Genomic DNA, 18,978 nt, shown 5'->3' on the forward strand with positions numbered 1-18,978 from the left:
GTGTCCATGTAAAGGATGATCCTCGCCGTGACTACCGCAGCACCCCGTATTCCGCATTTCCTCGATGGTCGCCGCGTCGACGCGCCCGCCGACTCACGTACCTCAGACGTCTTCAATCCAAGCACCGGCGAAGTCCAAGCGGTAGTCCCATTGGCCACCGCCGCCGAGGTCGACGCTGCTGTCGAGTCAGCGCAGGCCGCCCAGCGCGAGTGGGCCGCGTGGAACCCGCAACGTCGAGCGCGCGTGCTGATGAAGTTCGTCCAACTCGTCGCCGACAACTCCGACGAGCTTGCCGAGAAACTATCCCTAGAACACGGCAAGACTTTCGAAGACGCCAAGGGAGACATTCAACGTGGCATCGACGTCATCGAATTCGCGGTAGGTATTCCGCACCTCATCAAGGGGGAGTTCACCGAAGGCGCGGGCGCAGGCATCGACGTTCACTCGATCCGTCAGCCCCTGGGCGTCGTGGCGGGTATTACCCCGTTCAACTTCCCCGCGATGATCCCGCTGTGGAAGATCGGTCCCGCGCTCGCCTGCGGCAACGCTTTCATCCTCAAGCCATCCGAACGCGACCCGTCAGTGCCGGTCCGTCTCGCCGAACTCTTCGTTGAAGCCGGCCTGCCGGCCGGCGTGCTGCAGGTGGTCCACGGCGACAAAGAGTCAGTCGACGCACTGCTCAACAACGACGATGTGCATGCCATCGGGTTCGTCGGCAGCTCCGACATCGCGCAGTACATCTACGAGAACGCAGCGCGAAACGGCAAGCGCGCCCAGTGTTTCGGCGGTGCCAAGAACCACATGATCATCATGCCCGATGCCGACCTCGACCAGGCCGTCGATGCGCTGATCGGTGCTGGATATGGCAGCGCCGGAGAGCGCTGCATGGCGATCTCCGTCGCGGTCCCGGTTGGCGAGGAGACCGCGAACCGATTGCGCGCCAAGCTCATCGACAAGGTCGAAGGTTTGCGCGTTGGACACAGCCTCGATCCCAAAGCTGACTACGGGCCGCTAGTGACAGCGGCCGCGCTGGAGCGAGTGAAGAGCTATATTGGCAAGGGTGTCGAAGAAGGTGCCGAACTGGTCATCGACGGCCGGGACCGCGCCAGCAACGACCTCACCTTCGCAGACGCGAGCCTGGAGAAGGGATTCTTCGTCGGCCCAACGCTTTTCGATCACGTCGGCAAGGATATGACAATCTATACCGACGAGATCTTCGGCCCGGTACTGTCGATCTTCCGCGCCGGCGACTACGAGGAGGCGCTCGCGCTGGCCACCGATCATCAGTACGGCAACGGGGTCGCCATCTTCACCGCCGACGGAGACACGGCCCGCGACTTCACCAGCCGGGTCCAGGTCGGCATGATCGGCGTGAACGTGCCGATCCCGGTGCCGGTGGCATACCACAGTTTTGGTGGTTGGAAGCGTTCGGGATTCGGTGACCTCAATCAGCATGGGACCGCAGCGATTCAGTTCTACACCAAGGTCAAGACCATCACCACCCGCTGGCCGCGCCAGGGCGATCAGCCCGGAGCGTCCTTCATCATGCCGACGCACTGACGCGCGGGCATCGAGAACGACGGGCGACTATGACTCAAACTGTTCCGACGTCGACGCCGACCGGTCTGGACGAGACCGATCGGGTGATCGTCGAGACCGCTGCGGCTTTCGCCGCCAAACACCTTGCGCCACATGCGGATGAGTGGGACGAGACCGGACATTTCCCGGTCGACGAATTGCGGATCGCCGCCGAGCTGGGCATGGGAGCAATCTACTGTGCCGAGGAATTCGGGGGCTCCGGCCTGCGTCGTATCGACGGTGTACGCATCTTCGAGCAATTGGCCCACGCGGACCCGACGACGGCTGCGTTCCTGTCCATCCACAATATGTGCACCTGGATGGTCGACAGTTACGGGACCGATGAGCAACGCGCTCAATGGATCTCGCGGCTCGCGTCGATGGAGACGATCGCCAGCTACTGCCTCACCGAGCCGGGTGCCGGGTCCGATGCCGCCGCGCTCACCACCAAGGCGGTTCGCGACGGTGACGACTACGTCCTTACCGGGATCAAACAGTTCATCTCCGGTGCCGGCTCGTCGGATCTCTACGTCGTGATGGCGCGGACCGGCGGACCGGGGCCCAAGGGCATTTCGACCTTCCTAGTCGAAAACGGTACGCCCGGACTGAGTTTCGGTGCGCAGGAGAAGAAGATGGGTTGGCACGCTCAGCCGACCGCGCAGGTGATTCTGGACGAGGTTCGCGTGCCGGGCGCCGCGCTGCTCGGTGCACAGGAGGGGCTTGGTTTCGGAATCGCGATGAACGGACTGAACGGTGGCCGTATCAATATCGCGGCCTGCTCGCTCGGCGGCGGCCAAGCGGCATTCGACCGGGCCGCTACCTACATCGCGCAACGAGAAGCGTTCGGCGGCAGTCTGATCGACGAGCCGACGATCCGGTTCACCCTGTCGGATATGGCAACTGGCCTGCATACATCGAGACTGACGCTGTGGGACGCGGCAGCGGCCTTAGATGCCGATGCGCCGGATAAGGTGGAGAAGTGTGCGATGGCCAAGCGCTATGTCACCGACACTTGTTTCGCCGTCGCCGATCAAGCCATCCAGTTACACGGCGGCTACGGATATCTCCGCGAATACGGTGTGGAGAAAATCCAGCGAGATCTGCGGGTGAACCGCATCCTGGAAGGTACTAACGAGATCATGCGAGTGGTCCACGGTCGGGCCATCGCCGCGCGGTACAAGGTTTGACCGTCGACTATGCGCGAGAGAACCGCGGGTAGAGGTGAGAGTACTGGGTGGTCGAGTGCACCGCGAGGCGCTAGCCGGGTAGAGGTGAGAGTGCTGGGTGGTCGAGTGCACCGCGAGGCGCTAGCCGAGCGGTGTGTATCGAGACCCCGATCCACAACAACGAAAAGGAGTCTCGATGACGACAATCGCTTTCCTCGGCCTCGGCCATATGGGCGGACCGATGGCAGCCAACTTGGTGAAAGCCGGCCACACCGTGCGCGGCTTCGACCCTGTGCCAGCCGCGGTCGACGAAGCAAAAGCCAACGGTGTCACCATGTTTCCCGCGGGGATCGAAGCTGTCGCTGGTGCTGAAGTCGTCATCACCATGCTGCCCAATGGCGCGTTGGTGAAGCAGTGTTACGAGGAGATCCTGCCTGGCGCGCAAACCGGTGCCCTATTCATCGATAGCTCGACCATCGCGGTCGATGACGCACGTGCGGTCAACGCGCTGGCGGCCGATCACGGTCTGGCGCAGATTGACGCGCCGGTGTCCGGCGGCGTCAAGGGCGCGGTTGCGGGAACCTTGGCCTTCATGGTTGGCGGCTCCGACGAGGCAGTCAATGCCGCGCGATCGACGCTGGAACCGATGGCCGGCAAGGTGATTCATTGCGGCGGCGCCGGAGCGGGGCAGGCGGCCAAAGTCTGCAACAACATGGTCCTCGCCGTGCAGCAGATCGCCATTGGTGAGGCTTTCGTCCTTGCCGAGAAGTTGGGCCTGTCCGATCAGGCGCTATTCGACGTCATCACCGGGGCGACCGGTAATTGCTGGTCGGTGCACACCAACTGTCCGGTGCCCGGGCCGGTTCCGACTTCTCCGGCAAATAACGACTTTCAACCGGGCTTTGCCACCGCCCTGATGAATAAGGATCTCGGGTTGGCGATGGATGCGGTACGGAGCACCCATTCGAACGCACCGTTGGGCACGCATGCCGCCCAGCTGTATGCGAAATTCGCCGAGCAGAACTCCGGTCTCGACTTCAGCGCGATCATTCAGACACTGAGATAGGCAGCAGGGCAGCAGTCGCCCCGTTGTGTGAAAATTTCGTCCCCATCACCTTGCCCCAAGGGCATATTGCCCTTCAATCCCCTTGAGGGGGATGAGATTTCATGCGCTGGCTGTTGGCGTGTCGGTTGGCGTGCCAATCCGGCTAGGATGGCGGAATGGGATCTGAACTCCGTATCGTCCCGATCGACGACGGCAACCGCGAAGAGTCCTACCGAGTGCTCGCCAGAGCGTTCGCCGACGATCCGGTCATCCGTTGGCTGGTCTCCGACCCGGCCCGCGACGTCGGCATGTTTCGCTTCCTCGATCGCGCCACACATGGAGCGCCCGATAGCGCCGACCTTGTGTTCGACGCCAACCGCGCCGTGGGTGCCGCCTACTGGGATCCGCCTGGGCATAAGCAATCGGCGTGGACTATGTTCCGTGAGTTTCCCTTGTTATTCAACGTCTTTCGCACGAGACTGCGCCGCGCCGGCGAACTTGAGCAAATCTTCGGCAAGCTCCGTCCCAAAGAACCGCACTGGTACTTGTCGACGATCGGCGCGGTCGAGTCGGGCCGGGGAATTGGCACCTCGTTGCTGCGCCACCGTCTGGACACCTTGACCGGGCCGGCCTATCTGGAGAGTTCGAAGCGGGAGAACCTACCGCTCTATGAGCGGTTTGGCTTCGAGGTAACCGATGTGGTGACGCTGCCCGGTGGTGGCCCCCAGGTGTGGCCGATGTACCGACGGGCACGTTAGGCCACACCTGTGGTCGGACTACACCCGAGCAGGTTCCTCGACGGCTCGCTCGACCGCAGTTGTGTCGTCAACGGACGCTCGACGTCGCAGACTGACCGCGACGGTGCCAACCAACGCGATCGCTACGGCGACGCCGCACATGATCGCCGAGGTTGTGAAACCTTGGGATAGCCCTGGAACGACTTGTCCGGCAACGCCGTGTGAGGTGTAGACCGACACGATGATCGCCAGCCCGACGGCACCGCCGAGTTGTTGCATGGTCTGTAGCAAACCCGACGCCGAGCCGGCATGTTCGGGATCCACCTTCGACAGGACGATGACCGTTGTCGGCATGAACGCCAGACCGGCGGACAAGCCGTTGAGGACCATCGGGCCGAGCATTCCGGCAGCGTAGGACGTTGACGTGTCGATACCGCTGATCCACAGGAATGAAACGACCATGCCAGCCGTTCCGGCGAGCAACAGTGGCCACGCACCGAACCGGGACACTAGGCCGGCGCTGATTCGGGAGCTGGCGAAAATCGCCAATGATAGTGGGAGGAAGGCGAATCCGGCTTGCAACGGACCGAAGTCCAGCACTCGCTGTACGTACAGGATCGCCAGGAAGAACATGGAGAACTGCGAACCGACGAGTAGTGCGATTACCGCGAGAGCACCGGCCCGCGACGGCAGTTTCAGCAGACTCAACCGGAGTAGGGGATGTTCGACGCGCGTTTCGGCGACAACGAAGATAACGAGTAGGGCCGCTGCGCCACCGAGAAGGCCGAGGGTCGTGGCCGACGTCCAGCCGTGGTCGGGCGCGGTGACCAAAGCGTAGACCGCACCGACTGCCGCGCCAGTGACGGTTATCGCACCGAGGAAGTCGAAACGTCCTGCACGCCTGGGGGTTTCGTCGAGGAATCGTCGAGTGAGAGCGAGTACCGCCAATCCGATCGGCACATTGATCAGTAGCGTCAGGCGCCACGATCCGAGGTCGGTCAAGATACCCCCGACGATAAGTCCGAGTGAGGCTCCGGCCGACGACACCGCCGTGAACAGCGCCAGTGCGCGGTTGCGCGCCCGATCATCCGGAGCTGACGTCGTGAGCAGCGCCAGCACACTCGGTGCCGCGAGGGCTGCGCCGATGCCCTGAAGCGCCCGCGCGACAATGAGGAAGGCGCCGTCGGTCGCGAATGCGCCGGCCAGTGATGAAACGGTGAATAGCGCGAGCCCGATCTCGAAGACGCGGCGCCTACCAAAAACGTCGCCCAGTCGTCCGCCGAGCAACAGCAGGCCGCCGAACGCGAGTGTGTAGGCATTAAGTACCCAGGAAAGATTCGCGGCGGAAAAGTCGAGATCTTCCTGGATATGTGGCAGGGCCACGTTAACCACGGTGGCGTCCAGCACAAGCATGAGCTGGGCGACGAGCACGATGGCGAGACCAACCGTGCGCCGCCGTTCGGCGGGAATTCGGATCGACATGAGTGTCCTTCGCAAGAAGAGGTAGGCTTATGTGGAGTGGTCCTCCGATTAATAAAGCGGAGAGTCCTTCCGGTTAGGAACGATACGGAGACTATCTCCGTTTAGCAACAGGGATGGTGTTTGCAGTGGGTACGACGTCGTCGGCGACCGAACGGCCGATGCGCGCCGACGCGCGCCGCAACCGGGACAAGCTGATCGAGGCCGCGCGAGAGATCTTCCGGGAGCGGGGTTCGGAAGCATCGCTCGATGACGTCGCAAAACGAGCCGGCGTCGGACCGGGCACGCTGTATCGGCATTTCCCCACTCGCGACGACCTGATCGACGCGGTTATGCGTGATTGGTCGATCCGCATCGAAGCCGACGCCGAATCTGCGGCGGCTGATACGCGCCCGGCGCCCGAGGTCTTGCGGGACTGGTTCGGCCGGTTCGTCGACAATGTCGGCATCTACCGCGGCGCGGCGGCCAAACTCATGTCGGCGATGGACGACGAATCGTCGCCGATCTATCGCAAGTGCCAGGTGCTGGTGGCCGCAAATGCGAATGTCCTTGGCCGCCTTGCGGATCGGGGGGAGTTGCGCGAGGGTGTCGACGACCGCGAGGTGATGCGCTTGATCAGCGGGGTGGCTTCGGTCGCCGACAACGTCGGCCTGAGTACCGTCGAGGCGTCAGGCATGCTCGACATCGTCATCATCGGCATCGTCAAACCGGGTGATATCGCCGACGGAGACTAGGCCGACGCGCCCTACCGCTCGGACGAGAAACGCACCGCTGCTTTCAGTTGTGCCGCGACCGACGATCCGACTCGCAGTGGCCACCTGTGCATCACGTATTCCGCTGCCTGGTCGACGTGTAGCTGGCGGGTGGAATTGCCTGAGCGGACCCAGAATTCGCTCGGTGCGTTCTTGCTCGGCGATAAGTACACCGGCCGCGGTGACGCCGACACTCGCACCCGGCAGACCGGCCGGGTCACGCCGGCGGGATCGGTCAACGCTTCAACTGCGATGAGGACTTCGGCCGCCGTGGTCTGCCCCAGGCTGGTGGTCAGCAGGTCGCGTAGCCAGAGTTCGAATCGGTCCGCATCGGGCACTTTCAGTGTCTGGTAGTCGGCGTCGAGGCCGAGGGGCGCGCCACCGTCGTCGACGCCGATGAGCAACGTTCCGCCGTCGGCGTTAAGGAATCCGGCAACGGTCTTGACGATCACCTGCTCCATGCGCGGATCCTTGTCGCCGGATCGAAGATTAACGCGCGCAGTAGATTTGAACTCGATGCGGTCCGATTCCCCGGCCGCGATCAGATCTGCCAGCGTCTCTCGCTGCGGCTTCTGGAAATGTGCGACGACGGCGCTGTATGTCGCAATGGTCGCTACCGAAAGTGCCAGGCATAGCAGGATCGACAGCGGATCACGAAGGTGCGCAACGGGTCTGATCACGCTCGCCAGTAGTAGGCCGAGTGACGAGCCGAAGATCGACAACACGATCGACGTCGACATCTGCAGGTGCGCGCGACCGCTCAGGACCCACCGGGCAATCGCGCTGAAAGCCAGCGCGAATGCGAGGATGATCAGCAGCGCTACCGCGATCATCCACAGTGGTTCACGTAGTTCGTCCATCAAAGGCCTTCTCGCCGATACGTTTTCGCGGGTAAGTGCGCAACTTTCGTTCTCAAAAATCCCCGTTGTGATGTCGCAGCGAATGGATTGCGGAGACAAGTCCGTTGATCTCCCCATCGTTCATTCCGACGTCGGAGAACACGTCTCGATTCAGCGTCGTCGTCGCATCCTCGACAGTCGATCGGCCGATATCGGTGATGGCAACCAGCGTTGTTCGTCCATCGGTCGGATGCGGCACTCGGCGTACCAATCCGTTGGTCTCCAGTCGTCGAATCGCGTGGGTCACCGACGTGACGTGGACTTGGAGACGATCGCTGGCTTTGGTGATTGGCATTGAGCCGGTTCGAGAGAATGCGAGCAGGCGCAGCAATTCGTATCTCGAGAAGCTCAGGTCGTAGGGACGCAGGGAACTCTCCACCCGGGCGAGCAGGATCTGATGCGCGCGCATCACCGAGGTGACCGCCACCATTCCGTCCGCGACGTCGCCCCAACCGGAGTCTGTCCAATTGTGGCGGGCGAGGGCGATCGGGTCCACGCGGTCGTTCATAGCGGTAACCCTATCGGGTCAATTCGGAGGAAGAGGTTCGCTGGGATAACGAAATAGCTTCTGACTTGGACAAATGACCTAAGAAAAACCTGAGAGGAGTTCGGTGATTTAGATCTCATAGTGCCGATGTGACGTGGTTAACTACTCGGCGAATTCACTTTTCTGTTCGAGAGGCAGGTGCCACATGAGCGCCGGACGTCATCGTCAAGGACCGGTCCCATTGATAGATCGACCGATCGCGGCCAAACCGCGAAAGCCGCAGCCGCGATGGATGGCCGGTTTCCTGGCCATCGTGGTGACCGCGGCCGTGAGCATGGCTCTGGTCGGGGGGCAAGGGCAGGCGCGGGCAGCGCTGGACCCGGGGAACAGTTCGGGCTCATCGCTTTCCGACATCATCAACAACATCGCCAACGGTGTCCTGCAACCGGTCGCCGATCAATGGCGAATCCAGATGTGCTCGTCCGGTGGTTCCAACGGCGGCGCGGATTGCTCCCAGTCGACGAATGTCGGTATCGCGATGGTAGTTCCCGGAACCATCGAATTGGTCCCGCGATTGCCATACGACCTCGCTCAGGCGGCGACCGTGTTCCCGATCGACCTGCTGGGAATCATTCCTGATCTCCCCAATGCCCCTGAGGCACAAGGCACGGCCAAGGTCATCGGCGACGGCGTGAAGTTCGCACTCGCCTCGACCGGCGGCAATGCGACGGCGATCGCGTTACTTCCGTTGAGCGTGGCCACTGCCGGGGCGAGCGGTGGCCGCACCGCAATCGCGTTCGCGGTTCTCGGCATTGCCAACGCCTGGACAACCGACGAGATCAAGACGTCAATCCTGAGCATCGAAACGCCGATCTCGATCCCCGGCATCGAGCGCGTCGACTGCTTCGGGGTTGTCACCGCGGCATACGCGGAAAAGGTTGGCGCCTGCGCGAATATCCTCGGTACCTTTGACGCGAAACTGGATCTCAAGAAGAACCAGCTGCAGTTCGGGCTCACTAACCCGGCCGGCCTCGCTGACGATCCGACGAGTATCTTTTCCGAGCTGATCTCATCGCTGCTGACGACGGGCAACCTGCCGGCCCTCAGCACGCTTCTCACCGAAGACTTCGGTCGGCTCTACCTCGGCGGCGACGAATTGCTCGGCTTCACAAGCGATTACGGATTTTCCGAGCCGGTCACCGTCAATTGGCTCGGTCAAAAGGTCACCCTCTTCCCGAAGATGACCGCGGCGAATGGTGAACAGCGGCCGAATTATCTGGGCCTGCCGACCTTCACCGCAGGCGCCTTTGACGCCACGCAGCTCCTGCCGACCATCACCGCCGGACCGTTCAAAGTACCGTTCCTCGACAGCCCGTTGAACCCGACTAATCTCACCTCGACGTCGGACAGTGCGACGACCATCCTCGCCGCGAAGAAGTCATCCCCGACAACGTTGACGGCCAAGGTTGACGAAAACAAGGCCGACGAAGACAAGGCAGACGAAGAAGGGGTTACCCCGACGTCGTCGGATCAGCCGGCGACCGAGACGCCGGCCGCGTCGGAGAATCCGGTCGACGACACGTCGACCGCGAAGTCAGGCGACGGAATCTCGGCGTGGAAGGCGCGTCAGCGCGAGAAATTCGGCAACGGCGGCAAGTCCGGCAACAGCTTCGGGTCGACACTCGACAAGTTGCGCAAGAATCAACAGCCCGGCGGCTCGACGACCGGCTCCACTGGCAACACTGAATCCGAAGGTGACAAGCCCGGCGGCACCAAGACCGAAGGTGACGAGAACGGCGGCGACAACGCCGAGTCCGGTGACTCGTCGAGTGCGGATTCGTCGGCATCTGACGGCGGCGATAGCTAAACTCCGCCAACATCATTCGGCGTCGCATTCGTTCGCGGATGCGGCGCCGAGTGCGATTCCAGGCCGCCGATGAGCGTCCGTACACTCCCTTTGTCATAGCATTTCGCTACAGTGTGGGCAGACCGCACCGCAGTTAAGGAGTCCGGCGATGGGGGTTGATCCCGCCAAAAGCAAGGCCGTTTCGCAAGTCGTTCGACAGCATCCGGTGATGAGTGTGGCCGCGGTGTCGCCGGCAATCGTCATTTTTCTGTTGCTGTGGTGGCTGACCAACCCTCCGGTCGCGATCGTCGTTGGGCTAGTCGCAGCGGGTGTGGGCTACTACCTGTTAGTCCGGCAGAAGTAGCAGGCGCAGATGGGGACCCGCGTCGATAGCTGGATCTGGGCGATCCGCCTGACCAAAACCCGTTCGGCCGGCGGTGCCGCGTGCCGCGCCGGGCATGTGCGAGTCAACGGGGCAACAGCCAAGCCCGCTCAGCTAGTCGGTATCGGCGACACGGTGGAGGTACGCCTGAGTGGGACCGTTCGCATCGTCGAAGTGACGCAGTTGATCAGCAAGAGAGTTTCGGCTCCGCTGGCCGCTGCAGCCTATATCGACAAGTCACCCCCACCGCCACCCCGCGAGATCGTCGCCAGCGCGCCCCGCCGTGATCGCGGCGCTGGACGTCCGACCAAACGTGAACGTCGTGAGCTGGAAAAGTTTCGCGGTGCTCTCGTCACGATGCTTCTTGTCGTCGCGGCATTGTTGGTGGCCGGTTGCGGTTCCAATGACGTCGATGATTCGACCACGCCGGTCACCAAGACTCAGGCGAAGTCTGGGCCATTCTTCGGTGAGTGCGGCGGTGTCACCATCGAAGAAGTCAAGAAAGAAACCGGCTTCACCGGGCTGACCGCGACTGTTGACAACGCATCGGTGTGCGAATGGGCCAGCGACGACCTGCGCCTCGGTGCGACTGCGTCATTCAACTGGTACCGAGGTTCGCCGATCGACCGGGAGTACGCCACCGAGAGACTCACCCGGGACGTTGCCAAGGACATCGAGATCAATGGGCATAGCGGGTTCATCGCCTACGTCGCCGGGATCTGCGAGGTCGGCATCCAGTTCGATGACGACTTCTTCGAATGGTCCGTCAGCGCGGGCAGCGTGATGACATCGTCGGTGCCGTCAACCGAAAGTCTTTGCGCGGCAGCGAAAAATCTGTCCCGAATGTCGATCGAGAGGTCTACCTCATGATCCGCCGATTCCGGGCAGGCAAGTTGGCTACTTTCCTCGCGATGGTCGCCGCCGTCTTGTTGAGTATCAGCAGTTGCACCGTCGACGGAACGGCACATCCCATCGGCGGTGGCAGTGCCAATCAGTCAGGTGGATTGCAGACCGATCGCTTCGAACAACTCCTGCTCGAATGCGACATCCTCACTCCCGCGCTGGTCGCCAAGTCGGTCGGCGGCAGTTTTGCCAGCCGTAACTTCAATGGCGCGATCTGCCGCTGGACGGTGTCGGGGAGCACCACCACGGCGGTCACCTTCAACTGGTTCGAGTGGGGTTCGATGGCTGTCGAACAGCGCACCGCGAAGAAGCTCGGCTACACCACCGAGAACATCAAAATCGCCGACACCTACACGGCGTTCACCCAACGCGACCCCAAACGTCCGGCGATGTGCGGAGTCACCTCTAAGGCGCCGGGGCGCGGTGTGTACACGTGGTGGGTCGAACCGCGCGTGGTCTCGGGGGATTCGTGCGCGGCCGCCGTCAAGCTGATGACACTGGTCTTACGCGGCGCGGCGTAGTCACTGAAGCTAGTGCGGTTTGCGACTCGGCCGCGGGCAACAACGTCACCGACACGGTCGACGCAACCTGCTGGTCGTCGCCGATGAGAATCCACACTTCGAGCCTGTCGCCGGTCCGACGACGGCGCAGCGTCAACTCGGTACCCGGCACGATGGGGCGAAGGTATTCGATGACCAGGCGGTGTGGTTTGTCGACCAGGTCGGGGTGATCGACGAGTTCGTCTTCGATCGCCTCGAGATAGGCGGCGTTGTTCAGGTGTTTGAACGGGTCGAAGTCGGTGATACGCAACGGATGTGGACGGTCGGGGAGTTCGACCTCGTCAGGTGCCTTGTCCGTGTTCATCGATTTCCAGCGCAGGCGATGTTCGTCGGTCATCTGCGCCAACATCTCGAATGCCTCGTCGGATAGCCGCGATGGCATGCCCTGGTCGTTCACATTGATCCAGAACGCTTCGGTCTCGATCAACCCGGTGGGCCGATCCTCCGGGTTGAAGCGGTTGGTCTCATGCGTGGCGGTCAGCCGCACTCGCATATTGGTCCAGCGGGTCGACAGAGCACCGCACCACCGCTGCGCGTTGACGGTGCCCGGCCATGAGATCGGTTCGATGACATCGATGATCGTGCGCCGAACGATCCAGAACGGGTCGGTGTCGGAAAACTCCGTAGCCTCGATGTTGTCGTTGGCGACGTCTTGTAGATAGCGCGCGACGGCATCGAGCCGCACCCGCATTTCCTGGTCGACGTCGTCGGTGCGGATGCGGTAATCGACCTCGAAGAACCGCGCGTTTTCGTTGCGGTCGCCGAGCGGTTCGAGCGAGACAGGAGTATCGATTGTGCTCACCGAGCGTCCTCACTGTGGGCGATGATGGGATTTGAAGTTAAGGTACAGTTAAACGGCGAAGTAGAACGCGTTCTACAAGACGAACTGCGAGGTAAGGCCTGATGGCGCACGTAATTACGCGGCCCTGCTGCAACGATGGTAGTTGTGTCAGCGTTTGTCCGGTGAACTGCATCCACCCGACACCCGATGAACCCGAGTTCATGACCGCGGAGATGCTCTATATCGATCCGGAGACCTGCATTGACTGCGGTGCGTGCATAGACGAATGCCCCGTCGAGGCAATCTTGCCTGATGACCAGCTCGAGGATAAAGACGAGCCGTATCTGCAGATCAACGCCGACTACTACAACGATCACGACGTGGACGGCGGGCTCGTGCCGCCGCGCAAATCGCCACCGCTGCCGGATAAAGAGCTCCATGTCGCGATCATCGGCGCGGGTCCGGCGGCCTTCTACGCCGCGCAGCATCTGGTCACCAAGCAGTCGGTGAAGGTCGACATGTTCGACCGGCTCCCGACGCCGTACGGTTTGGTACGCGCCGGCGTCGCTCCCGATCATGCCGCGACCAAGGGGGTTGAACGCACCTACGCGTCGACCGCCAGTAAGCGCAATTTCGACTACTTTCTCAATGTCGAGGTGGGTAAACATGTCACCCACGAGGAGTTGACCGAGCGCTACCACGCGGTGGTGTACGCGGTCGGCGCTGCCACCGACAAACGCCTCAGCATCGATGGTGAGGATTTGCGAGGTTCGATTTCGGCTACCCAATTCGTCGCCTGGTACAACGGTCATCCTGATTACGCCGACTTCGAGGTGGACCTGTCCGGTGAGCGCGCGGTGGTCGTCGGGAACGGGAATGTCGCTCTCGATGTCGCCCGGATCTTGGTTTCCGATCCGGACGTTCTCGCCAAGACGGATATCGCCGACCACGCGCTGGCACGACTGCGTGAGTCCAACATCAGCGAGGTGGTGTTGCTCGGTCGGCGCGGTGTCGCGCAAGGCGCTTACACGAACAGTGAATTCCTGGCCCTCGGTGATGTCGAGGGGGTCGACGTCATCATCGACCCGGACGAGCTGATACTCGATCCAGCGTCGGCCGCCGCCGAAGCCGACGGAACCCTCGATTCGACGATCGCCACCAAGGTACGGTTGGCTCGCGAATTCTCCGAGCGGTCGGCCACGGCCGGAAATAAGCGAATCGTATTCCGCTACTTGGCATCTCCGCTCTCGATTGAAGGCGACGGTGCGGTCGACAAGATCATCTGTGTCCGCAACGAATTCGTCGACGACGCCGATCGGGCCGCCGTCACCCCCTCTGGTGACGCCTTCGAACTGGCGGCCGGCCTCGTTCTGCGCTCCATCGGATATCGCGGAACGCCGATGGGGGACTTGCCATTCGACGCGAACCGGGGCGTCGTACCCAACGACGCCGGGCGGGTGACCACCGAGGCAGGCGGCGATGTGGTACCAGGGCTGTATGTCACCGGCTGGATAAAACGTGGCCCGACCGGCGGCATCGGCCGAAATCGCTTGTGCGGGGAGGAAACCGCCGCCGCGGTACTCGCCGACTTCATCGCCGGTTCGTTGACCGATCCGATCAAACCGCGCGACGACGTGGACGCCCTCGTCGCGGGCCGGGGTGCGCATCGCATCGCGCTCGCGGGCTGGAAGGCGATTGATGCCGCCGAAAAATCGGCGGGACGAACTGCCGGACGACGCCTGCTGAAGATCGTGTCGGTTGAGGAATTCGAAAAGACCGCTGCCGCGGCGGAGGGCTGAGTGCGCATGTCAGAATCGAATGGCATGTCGGACAAGAGAATACTGCGCATCGCGTTGCTCTCCTATCGGAGCAAGCCGCATTGCGGCGGACAGGGCGTATACGTCCGCCATCTCTCCCGCGAACTCGCGTTGCTCGGACATAGCGTCGAAATCCTGTCCGGGCAGCCATATCCGGAACTGGATCGGTCGGCGATCGACGCCGGCGTAACCATCACCAAGGTGCCAAGCCTGGACCTCTACAACGACGCCGATCCGTTCCGGACGCCCAGGCTCCGTGAATTCCGCGACTGGATCGATCTCCTAGAGGTCGGCGCGATGTGGACGGCTGGCTTCGGTGAGCCGTTGACCTTCAGCCTGCGCGCCGCGCGTCTTTTGAAGAGTCGTCGGGCCGACTTCGACGTTGTGCACGACAATCAGTGTCTGGGCTACGGGCTGTTACGAATTCAGAAGTTCGGTTTTCCGCTGATCGCGACGATCCACCACCCGATCACCCGAGATCGGAGTCTGGCCGTGCGAGCGGCCAAGGGGTTCAAGAAGGTTACCGCCTGGCGCTGGCATTCGTTCTTGCGGATGCAGGGCATCGTCTCCAGACGGATACCCGAGCTGCTGACTGTTTCGCGCAGCAGTGAAGTAGATATCCGCAAGGCATTCGACATCCCCGACGGCCGAATCACCACCATTCCGTTGGGGGTCGATACCGACATATTCTCTCCGTCGGCGGACCGGATACCCGGACGAGTGGTGTGTGTGGCCAGTGCCGATGCGCCCCTCAAGGGAGTTGGCTATCTGCTGGAGGCGATTGCCAAAGTGGGTGCCGAACGCCCGATCGAGTTGGTACTGGTGTCGAAACTGGATCCCGATGGCCCGTCCGCCAAGCGAATCGACGATCTGTCGATCGCCGAGAAGGTGAGTGTGGTGTCAGGGATCGATGACGACGAACTGGCAAATCTGCTCGCAACGGCTGAGATAGCTTGTGTGCCTTCGCTGTACGAAGGGTTCTCATTGCCGGCGGTCGAAGCGATGAGTTGCGGAACTCCGCTGGTCGCGACGAGAGCAGGGGCGATCCCTGAGGTCGTCGGCGAAGACGGGCAGGCGGCAATCCTTGTGCCGCCACAGGATTCGGGCGCGATTGCCGTTGCGCTCACTACGCTGCTCGATGATGCCGCGTTGCGTCAACGTTTGGGCGACGCCGGCCGACGCCGAGTCGAGGAGAACTACAGCTGGGCCGCGGTGGCCGCCAAAACGGCGGCACACTATCAGTCGGTCTTGGAAAAGCAACGCGAGTAAAACCGCCTCGCACCCCGACAATCCAATAGCTATTACCCCCAACTGGAGGAAACTCAATGCTCACAGTGGATTTCGACCGCCTCGGCGTCGGCCCCGGCACCACGGCTATCGATATCGGTGCTGGGCAGGGGCGCCACTCCTTTGAGATGTTCCGTCGTGGTGCCGACGTCGTCGCCTTCGACATGTCGGAATCAGATATGGCCGATGTCGGCGAGATGTTCGATGCCATGATGGCCGAGAATCAGGTTCCCGCGTCGGCGAAGGCGCGGGCGGAAGTCGGTGACGCACTACGACTTCCGTATGCCGACGACTCTTTCGACGTAGTGCTGATGTCGGAGATCCTTGAGCACATCCCGTCCGACGAGGCGGCGATCTCGGAGATGGTACGGGTGCTCAAGCCAGGTGGTATCGCAGCCGTCACCGTGCCCAGATACTGGCCGGAAAAGGTATGTTGGGCGCTGTCGGATGCGTATCACGAGGTCGAAGGTGGTCACGTCCGGATCTACAAGGCGTCGGAGCTGTCGGGGAAGTTGCGCGACGCCGGACTCGAAGTCACCGGAACTGACCACGCCCATGCCCTGCACGCTCCGTACTGGTGGCTGAAATGTGCTGTGGGCGTTGAGAATAATGACAATTTTTTGGTGAAGGGTTATCACCAAATGCTGGTCTGGGACATGATGAGCAAGCCGTGGCTGACCGTGCGCGGTGAGCAGTTGCTCAACCCTCTGATCGGCAAATCTGTTGCGCTGTATCTGCGTAAGCCGTCGGAGAATGCGGACGCCTGAGGTGACCCGCCAGCCCGCGGTGCCCGGAGTCTTGTCTGCACAGCAGGCGGCCGCCACTGGTTCGGCGATCGTCGGTATGCAGACCGATTCCGGTGCGCTGCCGTGGTTTCCGGGCGGAAAGACCGATCCGTGGGATCACGTCGAATCCGCGATGGCACTGTCGGTGACCGGCTTCATCAACGAAGCCGAGGCTGCGTACGGGTGGTCACGTCGTATGCAACGCGCCGACGGATCGTGGCCGATGGAGTTCCGTGGCGACGATGTGGTTGATGCCAACACCGATAGCAATTTCTGTGCGTATATCGCGGTCGGCGTATGGCACCACTATCTGATCACCGATGACGACTCTTTTCTCCGGGCCATGTGGCCAACGGTGCGTCGGGCGATCGATTTGGTCTGCATGTTTCAACGGCCCGACGGTGCGTTCCGCTGGGCTCAGGACTTCACCGGCCGGACGATGTTTGACGATGCGCTGCTGACCGGCAACGCCAGCATCTACCACGCCTTAGACTGCGCGATCAGCATCGCGGAAAACCTTGGGCACCAACCCGATCGGTGGATACTGGCGCATACCGAGCTAGGCGAGGCATTCGCCAACTCGATGAATGTGTTCAAGCCGCCGTCGGAGCATTCGATGGATTGGTATTACCCGGTGCTGGGTGGCGCGCTGCGCGGTGCGGTCGGGATGCGGCGGATCGACGAGCGATGGTCGGAATTCGTGGTGGCGGATAAGGGGATTCGGTGCGTGAACCACCGGCCGTGGGTGACTGGCGCGGAGACGAGCGAGTTGGTGCTGGCACTTGACGCGTTGGGTGACACCGAGCGGGCGGTTGAGCTGTTGGCGTCGATACAGCATCTCCGCGATCCGGACGGATCGTATTGGACCGGACTGGTTTTCGCCGACGGCAAGCGCTGGCCGGTGGAGAAAAGTTGCTGGACCTCGGCGGCGGTCGTACTCGCTGCGGATGCGGTTAGTCGGACGTCGTCGGGTAACGGAATCTTCCGGGACGTCACGCAACGTCAAGTGACAGTACCGGTCCACTGAGTTCCCAAGTGGTGCAGAGGTTTCGCGTGGAGGTTGCGGGGTCTCGATACACCTCGTCGCTAGCGCTCCTCGGCACTCGACCGGCGATGGTGGCTTGCGGGGTCTCGATACACCTCGTCGCTAGCGCTCCTCGGCACTCGACCGGCGATGGTGGCTTGCGGGGTCTCGATACACCTCGTCGCTAGCGCTCCTCGGCACTCGACCGGCGATGGTGGCTTGCGGGGTCTCGATACACCTCGTCGCTAGCGCTCCTCGGCACTCGACCGGCGATGGTGGCTTGCGGGGTCTGGATACACCTCGTCGCTAGCGCTCCTCGGCACTCGACCGGCGATGGTGGCTTGCGTTGGCCTGCTGCTGGTCGAGTGCCGACGAGCTTGCGAGTCGGTGTATCGAGACCCCGCAACCCGACCTCGAAAAACCTTCCACCGCAACATATCCACCACCCGGCCCGTACATTCGCGGGGAAAATCGCCGAAACCCTGGACCGTGCGAAACCAGCCACCTAGACTAGTGTCCAGTCAAATGTCTGAGAGGTCATGGGAATGGAATTCGGAATCGTTCAGTTCACCAGCGATCGGGGGTTGAAGCCGCATGTGCTCGCGCCGATGATCGAGGAGGCTGGCTTCGCGGCCTACTATGTGCCCGAACATAGCCACATTCCGACCAAACGCGAGGCGGCCCACCCGGGTACCGGTGATTCGTCGCTGCCCGACGATCGCTATATGCGCACCCTCGACCCGTGGACGTCGTTGGCGTCGGCCGCGGCGGTGACCTCACGGATTCGCCTTGCGACCGCCGTCGCGCTCCCTGTTCAGTCGGATCCGCTGACCCTCGCCAAAACACTCGCCACCCTCGACCACTTATCCGACGGCCGCGTAACCCTCGGCGTCGGATTCGGCTGGAACCTCGACGAATTGTCCGATCACCATGTCCCTGCGGGGCGTCGTCGCACCATGCTGCGTGAGTACCTGGAAGCGATGCGTGCGCTGTGGACGCAGGAGGAAGCCTCGTTCGACGGTGAGTTCGTGAAATTCGGCCCCAGTTGGTCGTGGCCGAAGTCGACTCAGGCGCATATTCCGGTCCTCGTCGGCGCGGGCGGTACCGAAAAGAACTTCGCCTGGATCGCGCGCAGTGCCGACGGGTGGATCACCACCCCTGGTGAAGCCGATATCGACGGGTCGGTCACACTGCTCAACAAAGCTTGGGCCGATGCGGGCCGCGAGGGTAAGCCGCAGATCGTCGTCCTTGATACCCGGCCCGACGAACAGCGTCTCGCACACTGGCGCGAACTCGGTGTCACCACGGTGCTCTACGGCGTCCCCGACGACGACGTCGAGAAGGCCGGGGCATATCTCGCCAAGCGGGCCATCCAGCTCGGGCTGGGCTAACAAACGAAAGAGCGGTCGGTTGCGGCGCCCCCCGACGGCACCGCAACCGACCGCACCCC

The 18,978-nt window shown here is 62.3% G+C and carries 18 protein-coding genes; 14 read left to right on the top strand and 4 right to left on the bottom strand.

All coding sequences use genetic code 11. From position 1 onward, the window contains the following. Window positions 1-15: 15 nt before the first annotated feature. The 4 genes from AAFP29_RS03950 to AAFP29_RS03965 all read left to right on the top strand — a co-directional run bounded on the left by AAFP29_RS03950 (window position 16) and on the right by AAFP29_RS03965 (window position 4,547). Window positions 16-1,560, top strand: coding sequence for a CoA-acylating methylmalonate-semialdehyde dehydrogenase (locus AAFP29_RS03950; RefSeq protein ID WP_419215998.1), 1,545 nt, complete (start codon window positions 16-18; stop codon window positions 1,558-1,560). A gap of 29 nt (window positions 1,561-1,589) precedes the next feature. Further along, window positions 1,590-2,765 (top strand): acyl-CoA dehydrogenase family protein, encoded by a 1,176-nt coding sequence (locus AAFP29_RS03955; RefSeq protein WP_419215999.1) that lies wholly within the window; start codon window positions 1,590-1,592, stop codon window positions 2,763-2,765. A 175-nt stretch (window positions 2,766-2,940) separates the two neighbouring features. Further along, window positions 2,941-3,810, top strand: coding sequence for a 3-hydroxyisobutyrate dehydrogenase (gene mmsB / locus AAFP29_RS03960; RefSeq protein ID WP_419216000.1), 870 nt, complete (start codon window positions 2,941-2,943; stop codon window positions 3,808-3,810). Between the two features lie 155 nt (window positions 3,811-3,965). Further along, window positions 3,966-4,547 (top strand): GNAT family N-acetyltransferase, encoded by a 582-nt coding sequence (locus AAFP29_RS03965; RefSeq protein ID WP_419216001.1) that lies wholly within the window; start codon window positions 3,966-3,968, stop codon window positions 4,545-4,547. 18 nt (window positions 4,548-4,565) lie between these two features. Here AAFP29_RS03965 and AAFP29_RS03970 read toward each other — a convergent pair whose 3' ends face one another. Continuing rightward, entirely contained in the window at window positions 4,566-6,008 is a 1,443-nt protein-coding gene (locus AAFP29_RS03970) for an MFS transporter (RefSeq protein WP_419216002.1), read from the bottom strand. A 113-nt stretch (window positions 6,009-6,121) separates the two neighbouring features. Here AAFP29_RS03970 and AAFP29_RS03975 point away from each other — a divergent pair, with 113 nt between their 5' ends. Then, the gene (locus tag AAFP29_RS03975) at window positions 6,122-6,739 is read left to right on the top strand and encodes a TetR/AcrR family transcriptional regulator (protein WP_419216003.1); all 618 of its coding nucleotides are present in this window, start codon (window positions 6,122-6,124) and stop codon (window positions 6,737-6,739) included. An 11-nt stretch (window positions 6,740-6,750) separates the two neighbouring features. Here AAFP29_RS03975 and AAFP29_RS03980 read toward each other — a convergent pair whose 3' ends face one another. Next, window positions 6,751-7,617 carry a helix-turn-helix domain-containing protein gene (locus AAFP29_RS03980; RefSeq protein ID WP_419216004.1) on the bottom strand — a complete coding sequence of 289 codons (867 nt, stop codon included), beginning with the start codon at window positions 7,615-7,617 and terminating at the stop codon, window positions 6,751-6,753. 52 nt (window positions 7,618-7,669) lie between these two features. Continuing rightward, a complete protein-coding gene (locus AAFP29_RS03985; RefSeq protein WP_419216005.1) occupies window positions 7,670-8,164 on the bottom strand; it encodes a MarR family transcriptional regulator in 495 nt (164 codons plus the stop codon). A gap of 184 nt (window positions 8,165-8,348) precedes the next feature. On the opposite strand from AAFP29_RS03985, the gene AAFP29_RS03990 reads away from it, so the two are divergent. From AAFP29_RS03990 to AAFP29_RS04005, 4 genes are all read left to right on the top strand, one after another. Next, entirely contained in the window at window positions 8,349-10,010 is a 1,662-nt protein-coding gene (locus tag AAFP29_RS03990) for a hypothetical protein (protein WP_419216006.1), read from the top strand. 148 nt (window positions 10,011-10,158) lie between these two features. After that, on the top strand, window positions 10,159-10,353 hold the full coding sequence (locus AAFP29_RS03995) for a hypothetical protein (RefSeq protein WP_419216007.1): 195 nt from the start codon (window positions 10,159-10,161) through the stop codon (window positions 10,351-10,353). Window positions 10,354-10,362: 9 nt separating this feature from the next. Continuing rightward, window positions 10,363-11,241 carry a DUF3558 family protein gene (locus AAFP29_RS04000; RefSeq protein ID WP_419216008.1) on the top strand — a complete coding sequence of 293 codons (879 nt, stop codon included), beginning with the start codon at window positions 10,363-10,365 and terminating at the stop codon, window positions 11,239-11,241. Beyond that, complete coding sequence (locus AAFP29_RS04005) at window positions 11,238-11,795, top strand: DUF3558 domain-containing protein (protein WP_419216009.1); 558 nt, start codon at window positions 11,238-11,240, stop codon at window positions 11,793-11,795. The genes AAFP29_RS04000 and AAFP29_RS04005 overlap by 4 nt, the downstream gene beginning before the upstream one ends. On the opposite strand, the gene AAFP29_RS04010 is transcribed toward AAFP29_RS04005, so the two are convergent. Next, window positions 11,758-12,636 carry an acyl-[acyl-carrier-protein] thioesterase gene (locus tag AAFP29_RS04010; RefSeq protein WP_419216010.1) on the bottom strand — a complete coding sequence of 293 codons (879 nt, stop codon included), beginning with the start codon at window positions 12,634-12,636 and terminating at the stop codon, window positions 11,758-11,760. The two genes, AAFP29_RS04005 and AAFP29_RS04010, sit on opposite strands and share 38 nt — an antisense overlap. A gap of 101 nt (window positions 12,637-12,737) precedes the next feature. Between AAFP29_RS04010 and AAFP29_RS04015 the strand changes: the two genes are divergently transcribed. From AAFP29_RS04015 to AAFP29_RS04035, 5 genes are all read left to right on the top strand, one after another. Next, window positions 12,738-14,414, top strand: coding sequence for an FAD-dependent oxidoreductase (locus AAFP29_RS04015; RefSeq protein ID WP_419216011.1), 1,677 nt, complete (start codon window positions 12,738-12,740; stop codon window positions 14,412-14,414). A gap of 42 nt (window positions 14,415-14,456) precedes the next feature. Then, entirely contained in the window at window positions 14,457-15,701 is a 1,245-nt protein-coding gene (locus AAFP29_RS04020; RefSeq protein WP_419216335.1) for a glycosyltransferase family 4 protein, read from the top strand. 56 nt (window positions 15,702-15,757) lie between these two features. After that, window positions 15,758-16,486 carry a class I SAM-dependent methyltransferase gene (locus AAFP29_RS04025; protein WP_419216012.1) on the top strand — a complete coding sequence of 243 codons (729 nt, stop codon included), beginning with the start codon at window positions 15,758-15,760 and terminating at the stop codon, window positions 16,484-16,486. A gap of 1 nt (window position 16,487) precedes the next feature. Further along, window positions 16,488-17,531, top strand: coding sequence for a prenyltransferase (locus AAFP29_RS04030; RefSeq protein ID WP_419216013.1), 1,044 nt, complete (start codon window positions 16,488-16,490; stop codon window positions 17,529-17,531). Between the two features lie 542 nt (window positions 17,532-18,073). Then, on the top strand, window positions 18,074-18,919 hold the full coding sequence (locus AAFP29_RS04035; RefSeq protein WP_419216014.1) for an LLM class F420-dependent oxidoreductase: 846 nt from the start codon (window positions 18,074-18,076) through the stop codon (window positions 18,917-18,919). Window positions 18,920-18,978 lie beyond the last annotated feature (59 nt).

The sequence above is a fragment of the Gordonia sp. CPCC 205333 genome, from assembly GCF_048537885.1.
Classification (GTDB): domain Bacteria; phylum Actinomycetota; class Actinomycetes; order Mycobacteriales; family Mycobacteriaceae; genus Gordonia.